General features: G+C 62.0%; 12 protein-coding genes. 5 read left to right on the top strand and 7 right to left on the bottom strand.

Annotated features, from left to right (window positions below; genetic code table 11):
• Positions 1–96: 96 nt before the first annotated feature.
• Complete coding sequence (locus DNK50_RS16150) at positions 97–2,283, top strand: GAF domain-containing protein (protein ID WP_099585169.1); 2,187 nt, start codon at positions 97–99, stop codon at positions 2,281–2,283.
• 8 nt (positions 2,284–2,291) lie between these two features.
• On the opposite strand, the gene DNK50_RS16145 is transcribed toward DNK50_RS16150, so the two are convergent.
• The 4 genes from DNK50_RS16145 to DNK50_RS16130 form a co-directional block, all read right to left on the bottom strand.
• Complete coding sequence (locus tag DNK50_RS16145; protein ID WP_099585170.1) at positions 2,292–3,458, bottom strand: diguanylate cyclase; 1,167 nt, start codon at positions 3,456–3,458, stop codon at positions 2,292–2,294.
• 51 nt (positions 3,459–3,509) lie between these two features.
• Positions 3,510–5,747 (bottom strand): 1,4-alpha-glucan branching protein GlgB, encoded by a 2,238-nt coding sequence (gene glgB / locus DNK50_RS16140; RefSeq protein WP_112195108.1) that lies wholly within the window; start codon positions 5,745–5,747, stop codon positions 3,510–3,512.
• Positions 5,744–9,091: a maltose alpha-D-glucosyltransferase gene (treS, locus tag DNK50_RS16135; RefSeq protein WP_112195106.1), complete on the bottom strand. Its 3,348-nt coding sequence runs from the start codon at positions 9,089–9,091 to the stop codon at positions 5,744–5,746. The genes glgB and treS overlap by 4 nt, the downstream gene beginning before the upstream one ends.
• A gap of 93 nt (positions 9,092–9,184) precedes the next feature.
• On the bottom strand, positions 9,185–11,173 hold the full coding sequence (locus DNK50_RS16130; protein ID WP_112195104.1) for an alpha-1,4-glucan--maltose-1-phosphate maltosyltransferase: 1,989 nt from the start codon (positions 11,171–11,173) through the stop codon (positions 9,185–9,187).
• 204 nt (positions 11,174–11,377) lie between these two features.
• Between DNK50_RS16130 and DNK50_RS28945 the strand changes: the two genes are divergently transcribed.
• Positions 11,378–11,554: a hypothetical protein gene (locus DNK50_RS28945; RefSeq protein WP_177411535.1), complete on the top strand. Its 177-nt coding sequence runs from the start codon at positions 11,378–11,380 to the stop codon at positions 11,552–11,554.
• On the opposite strand, the gene DNK50_RS16125 is transcribed toward DNK50_RS28945, so the two are convergent.
• Entirely contained in the window at positions 11,532–12,023 is a 492-nt protein-coding gene (locus DNK50_RS16125) for an MgtC/SapB family protein (RefSeq protein WP_112195102.1), read from the bottom strand. The two genes, DNK50_RS28945 and DNK50_RS16125, sit on opposite strands and share 23 nt — an antisense overlap.
• Positions 12,024–12,143: 120 nt before the next feature.
• Here DNK50_RS16125 and DNK50_RS16120 point away from each other — a divergent pair, with 120 nt between their 5' ends.
• From DNK50_RS16120 to mapR, 3 genes are all read left to right on the top strand, one after another.
• Positions 12,144–12,383, top strand: a complete 240-nt coding sequence (locus tag DNK50_RS16120) for a DUF3203 family protein (RefSeq protein ID WP_112195100.1) — start codon at positions 12,144–12,146, stop codon at positions 12,381–12,383.
• Positions 12,384–12,567: 184 nt separating this feature from the next.
• Positions 12,568–13,977, top strand: coding sequence for a cytochrome c oxidase accessory protein CcoG (ccoG, locus tag DNK50_RS16115; RefSeq protein WP_112196951.1), 1,410 nt, complete (start codon positions 12,568–12,570; stop codon positions 13,975–13,977).
• 37 nt (positions 13,978–14,014) lie between these two features.
• Entirely contained in the window at positions 14,015–15,424 is a 1,410-nt protein-coding gene (gene mapR, locus DNK50_RS16110; protein WP_099585176.1) for a GntR family transcriptional regulator MpaR, read from the top strand.
• 117 nt (positions 15,425–15,541) lie between these two features.
• Here the strand turns inward: mapR and DNK50_RS16105 are convergent, their stop codons facing one another.
• A complete protein-coding gene (locus DNK50_RS16105; protein WP_112195098.1) occupies positions 15,542–16,288 on the bottom strand; it encodes an SDR family oxidoreductase in 747 nt (248 codons plus the stop codon).
• 53 nt (positions 16,289–16,341) lie between these two features.
• On the bottom strand, positions 16,342–18,438 hold the full coding sequence (locus tag DNK50_RS16100) for a bifunctional diguanylate cyclase/phosphodiesterase (protein ID WP_112195096.1): 2,097 nt from the start codon (positions 18,436–18,438) through the stop codon (positions 16,342–16,344).
• Positions 18,439–18,774 lie beyond the last annotated feature (336 nt).

Genomic DNA, 18,774 nt, shown 5'->3' with positions numbered 1-18,774 from the left:
AATTATGCTGAACTGGCAGCGTCCAAGCGGGTCTGAAGCTTTGCGCCACACACTGAAAGGCGCGCTGAAGACTCTGGATTACAAGGTGTTTCCCCAATGATGAATTGGCTGCAAAGCAGCAGCGACATGGCTGAACGGGTACGTCAGCATGATTGGGCCAACACGCCGCTCGGTCCCTTGGAGCAATGGCCGGACGTTTTGAAAACCACCGTTGCGCTGTGTTTCGCGTCGAGCTTTCCCCAGGCCATTGTCTGGGGCCCGCATCTCATCACGATCTACAACGACGCGTTTGTTCCGATCCTGGGCAATAAGCCCTATGCCTTGGGCCGCCCGTTCAGTGACATCTGGCGCGAGGCGTGGTCCGACATCAGCCCCATCGCCGACGCGGCGTTCCAGGGGCACGCGACTTATATTGAAAATTTCCCGTTGGTGATCGAACGCGGCCAGGCGCGCGAACAGGCGTATTTCACCTTCTGCTACAGCCCGATCCGCGACTCCCAGGGCCGCGTGGTCGGCCTGCTCGACACCGTGACCGAAACCACGCCCACCGTATTCCTCGCCCGGCGCCTGGCGGTGCTGGATGCCATCGGCCATGCGGTGGTCAATGCGACTGATGCCCAAGCCATCCTGACCCACACCACACAGTTGCTCGCCGAACACCTGCAAGTGAGCAATTGCGCCTACGCCGACATGGACGCCGATGAAGACGGCTTTACCATCCGCGACAATTGGACCGCGCCCGGCTCGCCGAGCATCATCGGCCGCTACAGCCTGGCGGGGTTCGGCGAGAAGGCCGTCAACTGCCTGCGGGGCGGCGAGCCCCTGGTGATCTACGACAACCTGCGCGAGCTGCCGCCGGAAGAATCTGCGGCCTTCCAGGCGCTGGGGGTAACCGCCACCATCTGCATGCCGCTGATCAAGAACGGCCGCCTGACTGCCTTGATGGCCGTCCACGACAAATCCGCACGGGCCTGGTCACCCTACGACCTGGCCTTGCTGCGCGAAGTCACCGAACGTTCCTGGGCGCATATCGAGCGCGTGCGCGCTGATGCCGATGTGCGTGAAGGCCTGGCAGCGTATGCAGAGTTGAACACCTACCTGGAACAACGGGTGGAAGAACGCACCCAGGCGCTGGCCCAGGCCGAAGCTGCGCTGCGCCAATCCCAGAAACTCGAAGCCATCGGCCAATTGACCGGCGGCGTCGCCCATGACTTCAACAACCTGCTGACGATCATTCGCTCGTCGGTGGATTTTCTGCGGCAGCCAGGCCTGTCGGAAGAGCGGCGCCAGCGCTACATGGGCGCGGTGTCGGATACCGTGGAGCGCGCCAGCAAGCTGACCAGCCAGTTGCTCGCCTTTGCCCGCCGCCAACCGCTCAACCCGGAAGTCTTCGACGTGGGCCAGCGGGTCCAGAACATTGGCGAGATGCTCGAAAGCGTCACCGGCGCACGCATTCAGGTGCAGGTCGAGTTGCCGCCCTTGGCCTGTTTCGCACGTATCGACGCCAGCCAATTCGAAACCTCCCTGATCAACATCGCCCTCAATGCACGGGACGCCATGGGCGGCCAGGGCACGCTGAGCCTGCGGGTCGCCGGCCGACAGGCGCTGCCACGCATCCGTGGCGACGCGGGATCACGCCAGCCCTACATCGCCATCGCCATCGCCGATACCGGGCCGGGTATCGAGGCCGACGCCGTGGAGCGGATTTTCGAACCGTTCTTCACCACCAAGGCAGTCGGCAAGGGCACTGGCCTGGGCCTGTCCCAGGTCTTCGGGTTTGCCAAGCAGTCGGGGGGCAATATCGATGTGTCCAGCACGCCCGGCCAAGGCAGCGTATTCACCCTGTACCTGCCCCAGGTCGAAGCCCAGGCATCGCAACCGCCCAGCCCTCAGGAAACGCTCGCCGCGCCCCACGACACCACCGAGTGCCGGGTGCTGATCGTGGAGGACAACCTGGAAGTCGGGCGCTTTGCCAGCCAGATCCTTCAAGACCTGGGCTACCAGACCACCTGGGCGACCGATGCCGAGCAAGCCCTGACCTTGGCCGGCCAGGATGCAATGGCCTTCGATGTGATTTTCTCCGACGTGGTCATGCCCGGTATCACGGGCGTCGTCATGGCCAAATTGCTGCGCCAGCGCCGGGCAGACCTGCCAGTGGTGTTGACCTCGGGCTACAGCGACGAGTTGGCAGACTGCGGCTACGAAGGCTTCGAATTCCTGCCCAAGCCTTACTCGGCCGAGCAGGTGTCGCGGGTGCTGGTCAAGGCGATGCTCAAGGACTGAACGCCACCCTACTGCGCCACGGCCACCTGATTGCGGCCCAGCGCCTTGGCCCGGTACAGCGCTTTGTCGGCGGTGTTCATCAGGCCATGCAGGTCCTCATCCTGGGCTTGGGTCGAGGCCACGCCCAGGCTTGCCGAAAGCCCCTTGACCGGCTCGACCGCCAGCCCGGAAATCGACTCGACCAACTGCTCGGCAATGGCCTGCGCGGCTTCCAGCGAGGTATTGGGCAGCAACACCGCAAACTCCTCGCCGCCCAGGCGGCCATACACATCAGATTTACGGAATGAGGCACTGATCACGCCGCCAATCTGGCGCAACACCTGATCGCCGGCCTGGTGGCCGTAGGTGTCATTGATGTGCTTGAAGTGGTCCATGTCCATCATCAGCGCGCACAGCGGCTGCTGGTTGTGTCGGCACTGCGCGTAGAGCAGGTGGGCATGTTCGAAAAACGCGCGGCGGTTCATCAGCCCGGTCAGTTCGTCGGTTTGTGCGGCGCGCGCGGAAATGCTGTGGGCGCGTTCCATTTGCCGGGTCAGGCGAAACGCCTTCTCCAGCGCATCGGACAATTTACGCGTGGCGCTGGCGACAAAGGTGGCGAACACCAGCACCGCGATGGCGACCCCCACCTGCATGGACGACGGCTGGAACAGCAGCCACACAGTGCAAGGCAGCAACACCAGGCCGATGGACACCAGCGTCATGTAGCGATAGGCCGAATAACACGACACCGCGCTGACCGACATGCCCACGGTGAACAACATGACCAGTGCCTGGGACAGCCGGTCATCCGGCGGCATCACCGCTAACGCACCGATGCCCCAGACGCCGGCGGACAGCATCAACGTAACCCAGTAGCGGCGCTCCCAACGATCCGGCGTGCGCTCACTGTTGGGGCAGCGAAACCAGTCCATGAACATCTTGACCCGCAGCAGCGACGACACCGAAAGCACCGCCAGCCACACCAGCATGACATCGCGATCGAAGCGTTCCCAACACAGCCAGCAGAGCATGACCGCCGCCAGGTAACTGCCGAAGATGGCGGCAAATGACTGCCGGAACAGCTGGTGCAGACGGTCGGTCCGCACCTGCTGCTCTATAAAGCAATCCTGGTCCTGCTCACGCCCAAGGCCATTCATGAAATTCGCCTGATTCGACTGCCGCGACAAAGGCGCCATTGTGGCACCCTGCCAGCACCGCGGACAACTGAATCCCGCACAGCAGAGCGGTCAAGCCCCTTCAGGCCTCAGAATCAGCACGCCCAACGGCGGTAAATTCAGCGACAGTGACACCGGTTGACCATGGCGCGGCTCATCCTGAGTAAAGACTTCGCCGCCGTTGCCGAAATTGGAACCGGCATACATGTCCGCATCACTGTTGATCACTTCGCTCCAGCGTCCGGCAAACGGCACGCCGACGGCATAGGCCTCGCGGGGCACCGGGGTGAAGTTAGCCACCACCAGGACGGGCTTACCGTCCTTGCTCCAGCGCAGCCAGGCGTAGACGCTGTTGATCGCGTCATCGCCGATCAGCCATTGGAAGCCTTGTGGCGCATCGTCCTGTTCGTGCAGGGCTGGCTCTTCGCGGTACAGACGGTTCAAGTCACCGACCAGCTTCTGCACGCCTTTGTGCTCTGCGTACTGCAAGAGGTACCAGTCCAGTTGCTGGTCGTGGTTCCACTCGCGCCACTGGCCGAACTCGCAGCCCATGAACAACAGTTTCTTGCCGGGATGCATCCACATGAACGCCAGGTAGGCACGCAGGTTGGCAAACTTCTGCCAGCGGTCGCCGGGCATCTTGTCGATCAACGAATGCTTGCCGTGTACCACTTCATCGTGGGAAATCGGCAGGATGAAACGCTCGGACCAGGCATACACCAGGCCGAAGCTCAGCTCGTTGTGGTGATGGGCGCGGTAGACCGGGTCTTGCTGGATGTAATGCAGCGAGTCGTGCATCCAGCCCATGTTCCATTTGTAGTTGAACCCCAGGCCGCCCTGTTGGGTGGGCTGGCTTACGCCGGGCCAGGCGGTGGATTCCTCGGCGATCACCAGGGCGCCGGGGGCTTCCAGGGCCACCACGTCATTGAGGTGACGCAGGAAGTCGATGGCTTCCAGGTTCTCGCGGCCGCCGTGGCGGTTGGGCACCCACTCGCCGGCCTTGCGCGAATAGTCGCGGTACAGCATCGACGCCACCGCATCCACACGCAGGCCGTCGATATGGAAATGCTTGAGCCAGTGCAGGGCCGAGGCCAGCATAAAGCCGTGCACCTCGGTGCGGCCCAGGTTGTAGATCAGCGTGTCCCAATCCTGGTGGAAGCCTTCCAGCGGGTTGGCATATTCATACAGCGCGGTGCCGTCGAACTGGGCGAGGCCGTGGGTATCGGTGGGGAAATGCGCCGGTACCCAGTCCAGAATCACGCCGATATCGGCCTGGTGCAGGGCGTTGACGAAATAGGCGAAATCTTCCGGCGAACCAAAGCGCGCAGTTGGGGCGAACTGCGACAAGGCCTGATAACCCCAGGAGCCGCCAAACGGGTGCTCCATGATTGGCATCAATTCGATATGGGTGAAACCCAATTGCTGCACGTATGGGACCAGGCGTTCCGCCAGTTCACGCCAGCCATATTGGCGGGCGACTTCGCCGGCTTCGTCCAGCTCGCATTGCCAGGAACCGACGTGCAGCTCGTAGATCGACAGCGGCGCGGTGGGTTTCTGCTTCTCGCTGCGCGACTGCATCCACTCATGGTCTTGCCAGTCCACCTGCAACGGCGGCGCAACTTTCGACGCCGTGTCCGGCGGCAGTTGGGTGGCCAGCGCCATGGGGTCGGCCTTGAGCGGCAAGATTCCGTTGGCGCCGAGGACCTCGTACTTGTAGGCAGCGCCCGGTTGCAGACGTGGGATAAACAACTCCCACACGCCCGAAGGATGGCGCAGGCGCATCGGATGACGGCGCCCGTCCCAGATATTGAAGTCGCCCACCACCGACACCCGCCGCGCATTCGGCGCCCATACGGCAAAGCGCACGCCCTGCACGCCGTCGACGCTGGTCACCTGGGCGCCCAGGCAGCTGCTGAGGTCGCGGTGGTTGCCTTCGGCAAACAGGTACAGGTCCATTTCCCCCAGCAATAATTGGCTGAAACTGTAAGGGTCTTCGGTGATCTGTTCACCGCCGGCCCACTGGATTTTCAGCAGGTAGGGCTGGCGTGTGATGAAGTGCCCGACAAACAGGCCCGGCACCTGGGTCGCGTCCAGGCTGCCGATGGGCTCGCCGCTGTCTTGCGCCAACACCTGGACGCTCAGGGCTTCGGGCAGGAATGCGCGGATAAATTGCCCGCCCTGCTCGTCTTCATGAGGCCCGAGGATCGAGAACGGGTCGTGGTGCTCGGCGCGCACCAGTGCGTCGACGTCCTTGGACGCCGGCATGGCAGTCAACTTGGGCTGCAGCGGTTCTTTATGCGTGTAATTCATGACGTCTCCCCACCGCGTGCAGTGTCAGATAGAGGTATTAGCCCGCTGAGCAGACCGTGCAGCCCTTGCAGGGGCACCGGTAGCCAGGTCGGGCGGTTTTCCGCTTCGTAAGCCACTTCGTACGCGGCCTTTTCCAGGCTGAACAATGTCAGCGCGGCGTCCTGGCCTTTGGCATCCTGCCAGTCATGCGCCAGTGTAGACGTAGCTGCCTGATAAGCCTGGATAAATGCCTCGCGTGCTTCATTCAGGTAGCGATCGGTCACACGCCGGCGGGCCTGATCGGCTTGCGGCGAGTGATCCGCCCCTTGCACATTCAGGGCCATGGCCGCTGCGTAATCAAACGAGCGCAGCACACCGCTCACATCTTTATACGGGCTGTGCTTGCCACGCCGCTCATGCAGCGGCCTGGCTGGCTCGCCTTCAAAGTCGATCAGGTAGGCATCGCCCTTCACCACCAGCACCTGGCCCAGATGCAAATCACCGTGGACCCGAATGCGCAGACCGCCCAATGTGGCTTTCGCCAACGCCTGGACCTGGGCGCCGATGGCTTTTTTCTGCGCCAGCAAGTCACTGACCAACGCCTGATCCGCAGGGTTCAATTGGGTTTGATGCAGCTTGAGCAACTGCAACGCACGTTCGATCTGCGCGCCGATGTCCTTGGCCCAGGCCTGGGTGTCCTTGGCGGTAGTGACCTCTGGCTTGAAGTCCTTGTTGGTGGTCTTCGCGCCCAGCACCAAGTGCATTTCCCCCAGGCGCTGGCCGAGTAGCCCCGCAAAGTCCGCCAATTCGCCCAAGGCGTTGTAGTGCTGGTCCTGCTCGGAGATGGCCTGCGCCAGTTCGTCGCGAATGGCGCGTTCCAGGTTGTTCTGGGTCCAGCTCCAGGCGTCGCCCTGATTGCTCAGGTAACCCTGGGCAATCATCAGCAGATTGTCCTGGCCGTCGGCGTCGCGGCGAATCATCGAGCCCAGCAGCGGCGAGATGTTCGGGTAATCGGCGGCGGTCAGGTAGGCGCTCATTTCCAGCTCCGGGTGCACACCGGCGCTGACTTTGCGGATCAGCTTGAGCACCAGGCACTCGCCCACCACCACCGAACTGTTGGACTGCTCGGCCGACAAATAGCGCACCTGGGCGTCATCGGTCAGTTGCAACGGCGCCAGATGGGGCGTGGCTTCAAAGCGCAGGTCGCCTTCGCTGGAGCTCAGCACCGTACCGGCCTGCAGGCCCTGGATCACGGCGCGGATAAAGTGCTCCAGGCTGAAGGCATCCGTGACCAATCCTACCTGCCGCGTACGCCGCACACGGGCCAGGGCCAATTGCTGCGGCAAGGCACTGGTGAACTGGTCTTCGCTCAGAAAACCGAACGGCAGTTGATAGCGACTGACCTGGCCGCCGCTGGCAACGTCAATTTCACTGAGCAACACCGGATGCTCAGGGTCGCCAAACCGCACGCCGTAAGCGATGTGCACGTTGTCGATAGCGGTGTCCTTGCCCGCGAACCAGCGCCGCTTGGGCAGCCAGGCCGGCAAGGAAGTCTGCTCCAGGGTGGTGCGGCAAGGGTCTTCGAGCAATTCTTCCATGCGTTTTTTAAGTACCAGAGTAGTGAAGTCGGGGATGCTTTGAGCCGGTTCCACATGCCAGCTGGGCATCTGGTTCTGCGCCGCCAATCCAAACCAATAGAAGCCATAGGGCGCCAGGGTCAGCAGGAAATTCAACTGGCCGATGGGCGGGAATGCGTTGCCGCCGAGCATCTCCACCGGCACCATCCCGGCGAAGGCCGACAGGTCCAGTTCGGCGGCCTGGGCACTGCGGGACACGTTGGCCACGCACAGGATGATTTCCGTGCGACCGTCTTCCCCGGTGTATTCACGGGTGTAGGCGAGGATTCTGCGATTGCTCGGCGAGAGCATTTTCAGACTGCCCCGGCCAAACGCCTTGGATTGCTTGCGCACCGCCAACATGCGTCGGTTCCAGTTGAGCAGTGAGTGCGGGTCTTGGGTCTGGGTTTCGACGTTGACCGACTGGTAGCCGTACAGCGGGTCCATGATCGGCGGCAGCACCAGGCTGGCCGGGTCGGCGCGGGAGAAGCCGCCGTTGCGGTCGATGGACCACTGCATCGGCGTGCGCACACCGTCGCGGTCGCCGAGGTAGATGTTATCGCCCATGCCGATTTCGTCGCCGTAATACAGGGTCGGCGTGCCGGGCATCGACAGCAGCAGGCTGTTGAGCAGTTCCACGCGGCGGCGATCGCGTTCCAGCAGCGGTGCCAGGCGTCGGCGAATGCCCAGGTTGATGCGCGCGCGACGGTCAGCGGCGTAGTAGTTCCACAGGTAGTCGCGCTCTTTGTCGGTGACCATTTCCAGGGTCAGTTCATCGTGATTGCGCAGGAAGATCGCCCACTGGCAGTTGGCGGGGATTTCCGGGGTCTGGCGCAAGATATCGGTGATCGGAAAGCGGTCTTCCTGGGCCAGCGCCATGTACATGCGCGGCATCAGCGGGAAGTGGAAAGCCATGTGGCATTCGTCGCCGTCGTCGCCCTTTTTGTCACCAAAGTACAGCTGGGTGTCTTCGGGCCATTGGTTGGCTTCGGCCAGCAACATGCGGTCCGGGTAATGGGCGTCGATTTCGGCGCGGATCTGCTTGAGCACATCATGGGTTTCGGCAAGGTTCTCGTTATTGGTGCCGTCGCGCTCGATCAGGTACGGGATGGCGTCCAGGCGCAGGCCGTCAATGCCCATGTCCAGCCAGTAACGCATCACCGACAGCACGGCCTTCATCACTTGCGGGTTGTCGAAGTTGAGGTCCGGCTGGTGGGAGTAGAAACGGTGCCAGAAGTACTGGCCGGCGACCGGGTCCCAGGTCCAGTTGGACTTCTCGGTGTCGAGGAAGATGATCCGCGTGCCGTCGTATTTCTGGTCGTCATCGGACCACACATAAAAATCTCGCGCCGCCGAACCGGGCTTGGCCTTGCGGGCGCGCTGGAACCACGGGTGCTGGTCGGACGTGTGGTTGATCACCAGCTCGGTGATCACCCGCAACCCACGTTTGTGGGCCTCGGCGATAAAGCGCCTGGCGTCGGCCAGGGTGCCGTAGTCGCTGTGCACGCCACGGTACTCGGCGATGTCGTAGCCGTCATCGCGCCGTGGCGAAGGGTAGAACGGCAGCAGCCAGATGGTGTTCACGCCGAGGTCGGCAATGTAGTCGAGCTTGGCGATCAGCCCGGGAAAGTCACCGATGCCGTCATTGTTGGAGTCGAAGAAGGACTTGACGTGAACCTGGTAGATCACCGCGTCCTTGTACCAGAGCGGGTCCTTGATGAAGCTGGCAGCCTTGGGTTTCTTCGCCATTGGAAACTCCTGGAATACTCAAATTCTTTCAAACTGAACTCGGTCAATGTGGGAGGGGGCAAGCGCCCTCCCAAATGTTGATCTTCACCAGGCTCAGGAGGTGGTGATGCGCCAGATCCCGAACGGCATCTGCGGCTCAAGGCGCGTCCACTGGGTCTTGCCATACCAGGTCCAGCGATGGCCGTTCATCAAGTCCTCACCTTGGGTTTGCGCGTCATCGGGCAGGCCCAGCTCCCACAACGGCAATTCGAAATGCGCTTCCTGGGCATTGAACGGGTCGAGGTTGATGGCGACCAGGATGAAGTTGTCGCCCTCCTCACTGCGTTTGCCGAAGTACAGGATGTTGTCGTTCCATGCGGTGTAGAGCTTCAACCCCAGGTGTGTCTGCAACGCCGGGTTTTGTCGGCGGATGCGGTTGAGCTGGGCGATCTCGGCGATGATGTTGCCGGGGGCGGTGAAGTCGCGGACACGGATCTCGTACTTCTCGGAGTCCAGGTATTCCTCTTTGCCCGGCACCGGCGCGGCTTCGCACAGTTCAAAGCCCGAATACATGCCCCACAAGCCCGAGCCCATGGTCGCCAGCGCGGCGCGGATCAGAAAGCCAGCGCGGCCGGACTCATGCAGGAAGCCTGGGTTGATGTCCGGGGTGTTGACGAAGAAGTTCGGCCGGTAGCACTCGCGCCATGGCGTCTGGTTCAACTGGGTGAAGTACTCGCTCAACTCGGCCTTGGTATTGCGCCAGGTGAAATAGGTGTAGCTCTGGGAATAACCGACCTTGCCCAGCCGCGCCATCATCGCCGGCGTGGTGAAGGCCTCGGCGAGAAAAATCACCTCGGGGTGCTTTGAGCGCACATCGCTGATCAGCCATTGCCAGAACGGCAGCGGCTTGGTGTGGGGGTTGTCGACGCGAAAGGTCTTCACGCCCTCTTCCACCCAGCCCACCACGATGTCGCGCAACTCGGTCCAGAGACCCGGAATCGCATCCGCCGCATAGAAGTCGACGTTGACAATGTCCTGGTACTTTTTCGGCGGGTTTTCAGCGTATTTGATCGTCCCGTCGGGGCGCCAGTTGAACCAGCCCGGATGCTGCTTGAGCCACGGGTGGTCCTGGGAGCACTGGATGGCAAAGTCCAGGGCGATTTCCAGCCCGTGGTCGGCGGCCGCCTGGACCAGGCGGCGAAAGTCGTCGCGACTGCCCAGTTGCGGGTGAATGGCCTCGTGACCGCCCTCCTCGCTGCCAATGGCGTACGGGCTGCCCGGATCATCGGGGCCGGCGGTCAGCGAGTTGTTCTTGCCCTTGCGGTGGCTGCGGCCGATGGGGTGGATCGGCGGGAAGTACAGCACGTCGAACCCCATGTCATGGATCATCGGCAGCCGTGCGTGCACATCGTTGAAGGTGCCGTGACGCGCTGGATCGTCGGTGATCGAGCGCGGAAACAGTTCGTACCAACTGGCGAACTGCGCCGCCTCACGCTCCACGTCGATCGGGTAAACGGTGCTGATGCTCAAATAGGCGCGGTGATCAGCCTGGGTCATTAGGTGTGCACTGTCTTCGTGCAGGAACAGCGCGACCTGTTCGGTTTCCAGCAGGCCGGAGAGTTCGTGGTGCAGCAACATCAGGCGGTCGCGCAGTTCGTTGTCACTGCGTTCGGCGGCCTGCAGCACCAGGCTGCGGCCTTCCTGCAACTCCAGGCTGACCGGCACGCCGGCTTCGTGCTTCTTGCGCAGCTCATAGCAGAAGCTGGCGAAGGTATCGATCCAGGCTTCAATGCAGTATTCGTGAGGGCCTTGGGTGGTGACGGTAAACGCGCCCTCCCAGCCATTGTTACCCACGTCGGTCATCACCACGCTGTGCCAGCTTTCGTCCTGCAACGGCCGCCAGCGGATCAGGACAGCGAGCTTGTCGTGGCCGTCGGCGAATACCTTGCTGGTCACGTTGACCCGCTGGCCCACGACGGCCTTGACGGCGAATTCACCGCCATCAATTACCGGCATGGTGCTTTCGATCGCGATCCTGGGCAGCAACAGCGCCTGGGACAGCGGCAGTGAGCAATTATCTGGAACCTGAGTGTCAGCAGTCATCGAGCATCTTCCCCTTACGCCCTGTGGACGCTCTTTGCTTGATCCGAATTCTGAAACGGCAGTGCTCTCCCTGAGCAAGGCCGTCATAGGTCCGAGCCTGAGCCTTGGTCAAAAGTTCAGGTGGATGTGCCGCCATTGAGCGGGGAATCAAATCCCCCAGGCGGTTGTCCACCGGTAGAGCAAAGCACAAAGGAGGCCACACCGATGAATATCCCGATCCCGGCTGAAACCCCTGACCCGAATATCGACAACCCGACCCTGCCGCCCACTGAACCGGAACCGATTCCCGAAAAAGAGCCCCCGGAAAATCTGCCACCCCCCGTGGAAGAGCCGCCGACAACCATGCCCCCGGTGATCGTCAGTCCTTCTCGAAACGCTTGACGATTTTTGGCATGACGCGGAACACCGCCAACGCCAACAACGTACTCAGGACCGCTGTCGATTCCCGGCCCAACCCGGTCGAGACCCCAATCGCAGCGGTCATCCACAGGCCGGCGGCGGTGGTCAGGCCTTTGACATGCCCCTCTTCATCATCCTTGCCTTTAATGATGGTGCCGGCGCCGAGAAAGCCGATCCCTGCGATCACGCCTTGCACCACGCGGCTCATGGCGTCCGCCTGATTGCCCGACATCTGCGGCACCATCACAAACAGCGCGGCGCCCAAGGCCACCAGCATATGGGTGCGTATCCCGGCCGCCTTGCCCTTGCTCTCGCGTTCAAAGCCCAAGATGCCGCCCAGCAAGGCGGCGATCAGCAGGCGCACGGTGACCTGGGTCAGTTGCCTGGCATCGCCGATATCGGCGAATTCGGCCTGCAGGGTTTGCCACACTTCATGCCACCAAGCGTCCATGAAAGCTGTCCTTCAAAGAAGTCGATAATTCATGGACAGCGCCTACCGCCAGTCAGTTGCCTTGAACCCTGCCTCGCCACTCTCCCCTAAGGTGCATAGCCGATGAAAAAGGAGTCCAACATGACGCTGCGTATTGAAAACCACCTGTGCTATTTCAAGCTCGACGACAGTGGCCAGGAGCAAAGCGTGCCTGCCACCCGCGTGAAGATAGTGACGGACGATGACAAGTCCATGTCCTACGTAGAACTCGCGGGCGAGCGCATCTACATCACCGAAGCCGAAGCAGACGCCCTGACGGTCGAAGGCGCGACGGACGGGCGTAACCATGTGAAGGCCACCGAACCTGGTTCGCTGATTTGATTGATCCGTGTCATCACCACTGAAATCAACCTGCACCCCAGGCGCGCTGGGGTGCAGCAGATTGTCGCAGGGCCCGGCCCGCAGGCCATCTGATCCGCTTTTTATCGCTTTAGCTGAGTCTGTTATGCAAACAGCCGCCGGCCCATAGTTCATCCGCCTGATGGAGGCTGATGAGCGAATGACCATGAGCGAACGCATCCCAACCGTGGAAACCTTTGAACCCATTCACCCCAAGAAGGTGAAGGCCAAATCCAGCGACACCCTGATTCATACCCGCAGCTTCACCGGCCTGTTCCGTACCTTGCGCGTGGCGGGTGCGGGCTTTCTGTTCCTGGCGTTTTTCGGCACCGTATGGCTGAACTGGGGCGGGCGCCAGGCCGTGCTGTGGGATCTGGCGGAGAGCAAATTCCATATTTTTGGCGCGACCTTCTGGCCCCAGGATTTCATCCTGCTGTCAGCGCTGCTGATCATCTGCGCCTTCGGCCTGTTTGCGATAACGGTGTTCGCCGGCCGTGTGTGGTGTGGCTACACCTGCCCGCAAAGCTCGTTCACCTGGTTGTTCATGTGGTGCGAAAAGGTCACCGAGGGCGAACGCAACCAACGCATCAAGCTGCAAGCGGCGCCCTGGAGCCTGAACAAACTGGCGCGGCGTTCGGCCAAGCACACCTTGTGGCTGGGCATCAGCGTGCTGACCGGGCTGACCTTTGTCGGTTACTTCACGCCTGTCCGCCCGTTGGCCGAGGAACTGCTGACCCTGGAAATAGGCGGCGTGAGCCTGTTCTGGGTGCTGTTTTTCACCGCTGCCACCTACCTCAATGCCGGCTGGCTGCGCGAGGCGGTGTGCATGCACATGTGTCCGTACGCGCGATTCCAGAGCGTGATGTTCGATAAAGACACTCTGACCATTTCCTACGACAGCGCCCGTGGCGAAAGCCGGGGCCCGCGCAAACGCGAGGTCAGGCCGGCCGATGTCGGCCTGGGTGATTGCATTGACTGCCACCTGTGCGTGCAGGTCTGCCCCACCGGCATCGACATCCGCGACGGCCTGCAAATGGAGTGCATCGGCTGTGCGGCGTGCATCGATGCCTGCGATTCGATCATGGACAAGATGGGTTATGCCCGTGGCCTGGTCAGCTACACCAGCGAACATCAACTGCAAGGCGGCAAGACCCATCTGCTCCGGCCCCGCCTGATCGGCTACAGTGCGGTGCTGCTGGTGATGATTGCCGCGCTGGTGGTAGCCCTGGTGGAACGGCCGATGGTGTCGTTGGACGTGACCAAGGACCGTGGCCTGTTCCGCGAGAACGCCGTGGGCCAGATCGAAAACATCTACAGCCTCAAGGTCATCAACAAGACCCAGCAGCGCCAGGATTACCGGGTGGAACTGGTCGACGCCGACGGTTTCCAGCTGCACGGCAAGACCGAGGTCAGCCTGGCGCCGGGGGAAATCATTGATGTGCCGGTGTCGGTGGCGTTGCTCGCGGATAAACCGGCGAGCAGTTCGCAGACGTTGCGCTTCAAGGTCATGGATGTGGATGAACCGGGCATTTACAGCGTTGCCGACAGCCGGTTTGTGGCGCCGCTCAACCGCTGATACCTCGGTATCAAAAAAACACTTGTTTAAGGCCAACATGAAACGCTACGAAAAATTCGCCGAAGACATTGCCGAACTGATCCGCTCCGGCGTCCTCGGGCCCGGCCAGCGCGTGCCGTCGGTGCGCTACGCCAGCCAGACCTACGGTGTCAGCCCGTCCACGGTGTTCCAGGCCTATTACCTGCTGGAGCGCCGTGGCCTGATCCGCGCGCGGCCGCGTTCCGGGTACTTCGTCAACACCCATGCGCCGAGCCCGTTCTCCGAGCCGGTGGTGAGCGAACAGGTGCACGAGTCCACCGAGGTGGATGTCAGCGAGTTGGTGTTCTCGGTACTCGACTCGATCAAAGACCCCAACACCGTGCCCTTCGGCTCGGCGTTCCCCAGCCCGATGCTGTTCCCGCTGCCGCGCCTGGCCCGCTCCCTGGCCAGCGCCAGCCGTGAGATGGACCCGCGCCTGGTCGTCACGGACATGTCGCCGGGCAACCCCCAACTGCGTCGGCAAATCGCCCTGCGCTACATGGTCGGCGGGCTGATGCTGCCGATGGAAGAACTGCTGATCACCAACGGCGCCCTGGAAGCGCTGAACCTGTGCCTGCAAGCCGTCACCGAGCCCGGCGATCTGGTAGCCATTGAAGCCCCGGCGTTCTATGCCTGCCTGCAAGTGCTCGAACGCCTGAAGCTCAAGGCGGTGGAGATCCCCGTGCACCCGCGCGACGGCATCGACCTCAACGCCCTGGCGCAAGCCCTGGAGCGCTACCCGATCAAGGCCTGCTGGACCATGACCAGTTTCCAGAACCCCATGGGCGCAACCCTGCCGGAAGCGAAGAAACAGGCGCTGGTGGAGTTGTTGCGCAGCCATCAGGTGCCGCTGATCGAAGACGATGTCTACGCCGAACTGTATTACGGCCAACAGGCCCCCAAGCCGGCCAAAGCCTTCGACACCGAGGGCCTGGTGATGCACTGCGGTTCCTTCGCCAAGAGCCTGGCGCCCGGCTATCGCGTGGGCTGGGTGGCCGCTGGGCGCTATGCGCAGAAAGTCGAACGCCTGAAGCTCATGACCTCGCTGTGCCCGTCAATGCCGGCCCAGGCGGCGATTGCCGATTACCTGCAACATGGCGGCTACGACCGGCACCTGCGCAAATTGCGCTATGCCCTGGAAGAGCAGCAAAGCGCCATGCTCGCCGCCATTGCCCGGTATTTCCCCGCACAGACCCGCGTCAGCCAGCCGGCCGGGGGGTATTTCTTGTGGTTGGAATTGCCGGAACAGACGGATTCACTGAAGTTGTTCCAGATGGCCTTGGCCCAAGGCATCAGCATTGCGCCGGGGCCGATCTTCTCGGCGACCCAGCGCTTTCGCAATTGCATTCGGCTGAACTACGGCAGCCCGTGGACCGAGGCGTCGGAGAAGGCGATGGAGACGTTGGGGCGGATTGTGCGGTCGTTTTGAGGGCTGGGTGGTGTTGACATCATCGGGGGCAAGCCCCCTCCCACACTTGAGGGTATTCACACATCTGAATGTGGGAGGGGGCTTGCCCCCGATGGCGCCCGAACAGACGCTACCGACTCACCGCCCGCCGCCGAGATCGACAAACGTCCCGGTGGCATACGAGGCCTTATCCGACAACAACCAGATAATCGCTTCCGCCACTTCATCCGGTCGGCCGCCACGCGCCATGGGAATGCCGGACTCCAGCTTGCTGACCCGGTCCGGGTCGCCGCTCAGGGCATGGAAGTCGGTGAAGATATAGCCGGGGCGCACGGCGTTGACGCGTATCCCTTCGCCCGCCACCTCTTTGGACAGGCCGATAGTGAAGGTATCGAGCGCGCCCTTGGAGGCGGCGTAGTCCACGTACTCATTCGGCGAGCCCAAGCGCGCGGCCACTGACGAAACGTTGACGATGCTGCCGCCCTGCCCGCCGTGCTTGGGCGACATGCGCAGCACCGCGTGCTTGGCGCACAGGATCGGCCCCAGCACGTTGGTTTTCATGATGTTGAGGATACGGAATTCGGACATTTCATCGACCCGTGACTTATGTGCCACGGTGCCCGCGTTGTTGACCAGGGCGGTCACGCGGCCCAATTCGGCGTCGACGCGGTGGAACAAGGCGATCACTTCATCTTCGATGCTGACATCCGCCCGCACCGCAATCGCCTGCGCACCCAGGCCACGCACCTGTTCCAGAACGCCGAGGGCGGCTGTTTCGTCGCAGCGGTAGTTGATGCAAACGCGATAGCCTTCACGCGCTGCCAGCAATGCCGTTTCGGCGCCTATGCCACGACTGCCCCCGGTGATGATGACAACTTTGTCCATGCGTGCGGTCTCCTGGTCCAACCTGGTGATAGGGTTGGATCCAATACTAACCGTCACGCACGGTTTTTGTCAGGCGCCAATACGTCCTCGGCCCGTTGGATATTCGCCATGAAACCATCGGCCGGCAGCGGATGCCCCAGCAGGTAACCTTGCAGGGAGTTGCAACCCAGCCGCGTCAGGAAGTTCTGCTGCGCATCGGTTTCCACACCTTCGGCGACAATGCGCAATCCCAAGGCTTGGCCGAGGGCAACGATGGCCGAAACAATGGCCGCGTCGTCGCTGTCGTGCTCCAGGTCGCGCACAAAACCGCGGTCGATCTTCAACTCGTTGGCTGGCAGGCGCTTGAGGTACATCAGGCTGGAATAACCGGTGCCGAAGTCATCGATGGACAGGTCGACGCCCATGTCCGAGAGCTGCTGCAACACCGTCATGCTCGCGTCGGCATCGCTCATGGCGGTGGTCTCGGTGATTTCCAGGGTCAGGCTGTTGGCCGGCAACTGATGCCGATCCAGGGCGTTGGCCACGCTCTTGACCAGCCCCGCATGGCAGAACTGCAGCGCCGACAGGTTCACGGCGATGCGCCAATCCTCATAACCCTGGGCATACCACACGCTCATCTGGCGACAGGCTTCATTGAGCACCCATTCGCCGATGGGAATGATCAAGCCGGTCTTTTCCGCCAGTTCGATAAAGGTCACCGGCAACAACAGGCCCTGCTGCGGATGTTCCCAACGCACCAGCGCTTCGGCGCCCACGGGGATGCCACTGACCGCATCGAACTTGGGCTGGTAGTACAGGCGAAATTGCTCTTGCTCAAGGGCATTGCGCAGGTCCTGCAACAACTGCAATTGCTTGCGCGCATTGGTGTTCATCGACACATCGAAAAAACTGTAGCCGTTCTTGCCCATGCCCTTGGCGTGGTACATCGCGGCGTCGGCGTTCATCAACAGTTCCTGGGGGTTGCCACCGTTGCCGGGGAACAATGCGATACCGACACTGGCCGAGATTTTCAGCTCGTGCTCGGCCACATGGAATGCGCGGTTGATCAGCCCGACCTGGCGCTCGGCCAAGCGCAGGGCATCGTCCGGCTGGCTCAATTGCACCAGCAGCACAAACTCATCACCACCGATGCGCGCCAGGGTGTCATGGCTGCGCAAGTCCTCGCGCAGGCGCAGGCCGACTTCGCGCAACAATTGGTCGCCCATGTGATGGCCAAAGGCATCGTTGACCGGTTTGAAGCCATCCAGGTCGATAAACATCAAGGCGAAGCAACCGCCCTGCTCTTTGACCGCCTGCATGGCTTGTTGAATCCGGTCGGCCAGCAAGGTGCGATTGGGCAGGCCGGTGAGCATGTCATGCAGGGCCAGGTGAGTCAGTTCCTGGTTGGCCAGGCTGAGGGAATCGGCGAGCACTGCGGTGCGGGCTTCCAGGCGTGCGTCGAGCAGCGACGTCAGCAACGCAATGGCGAGCACCGCCAGGGTGGTGACCAGCACCAGGTTATCCAGGCCGTTGCCGGTCAAGCCGTCCAACGCAGCGGCGCAGTAGCTTTCATCGGCAAAGCGTGCAGCCGCCATGCCGGTGTAATGCATACCGACGATGGCAAAGCCCATCACCACCGCTGCGCCGCCCCGTGCCAGACATACGTACGGCGTGTTACGGCGCAGGTTGAACGCAATCAACAACGCCGCACCGGACGCCACCACGGCGATCAGCAGCGACAGGCCAAACAACGTGGGGTCGTAGTCGATGCCTGGGGTCATGCGCATCGCCGCCATGCCGGTGTAGTGCATGCTGGCAATGCCGGTGCCCATCACCAACGCACCCAACACCAGCTGCCACGCAGGCAAACGCGCCTGGCTGACCAGCCACAACGCAAAGCCACAGGACAGCATCGCGATCAGCAACGACAGCGCGGTAATGCCGATGTCAAAACCCAGCGCAAACGGCAGCCGCAGGGCCAACATGCCGATGAAGTGCATGGACCACACGCCCACGCCCATGGCCAACGCACCGCCGGCCATCCACAAATAAACGCCACGGCCCCTGGCGGTCGCGATGCGGCCGGTCAGGTCCAGCGCGGTGTAGGACGCCAGGATCGCGACGAACAGGGAGATCACGACGAGGGGGGTGGAATAACTACCGATGAGCATGGGATTTCTCGCGGGCAACGGTCTTGAAACGTCCGTGCCAAGTGGCAAAGCGCGCGATTGTAGCGACAATAAATCTTGAACAGGTGATTAATTAGCAGAGGGCCATCACCTTTAATTTGGCGTCAAAGGACTGGCTTTTAAACGGCTAAAAACGGGCGGGTTGGCAGGGGTGGGCTGGATCAAAAGCAACCTGAGACGTATCTGATCTGTGGAGATCAAAATGTGCGAGGGGGCTTGCCCCCGATGGCAGTGGATCAGTCATGGATGTAGGGACTGAGACACCGCCATCGGGGGCAAGTCGAATCGTCGCACCGCCCCTCCCACATTTGGAGCGCG

The organism is Pseudomonas sp. LG1E9 (genome assembly GCF_003290225.1).
Lineage (GTDB): Bacteria > Pseudomonadota > Gammaproteobacteria > Pseudomonadales > Pseudomonadaceae > Aquipseudomonas > Aquipseudomonas cyclaminis.
This window is presented reverse-complemented; position numbering and strand designations above follow the sequence as displayed.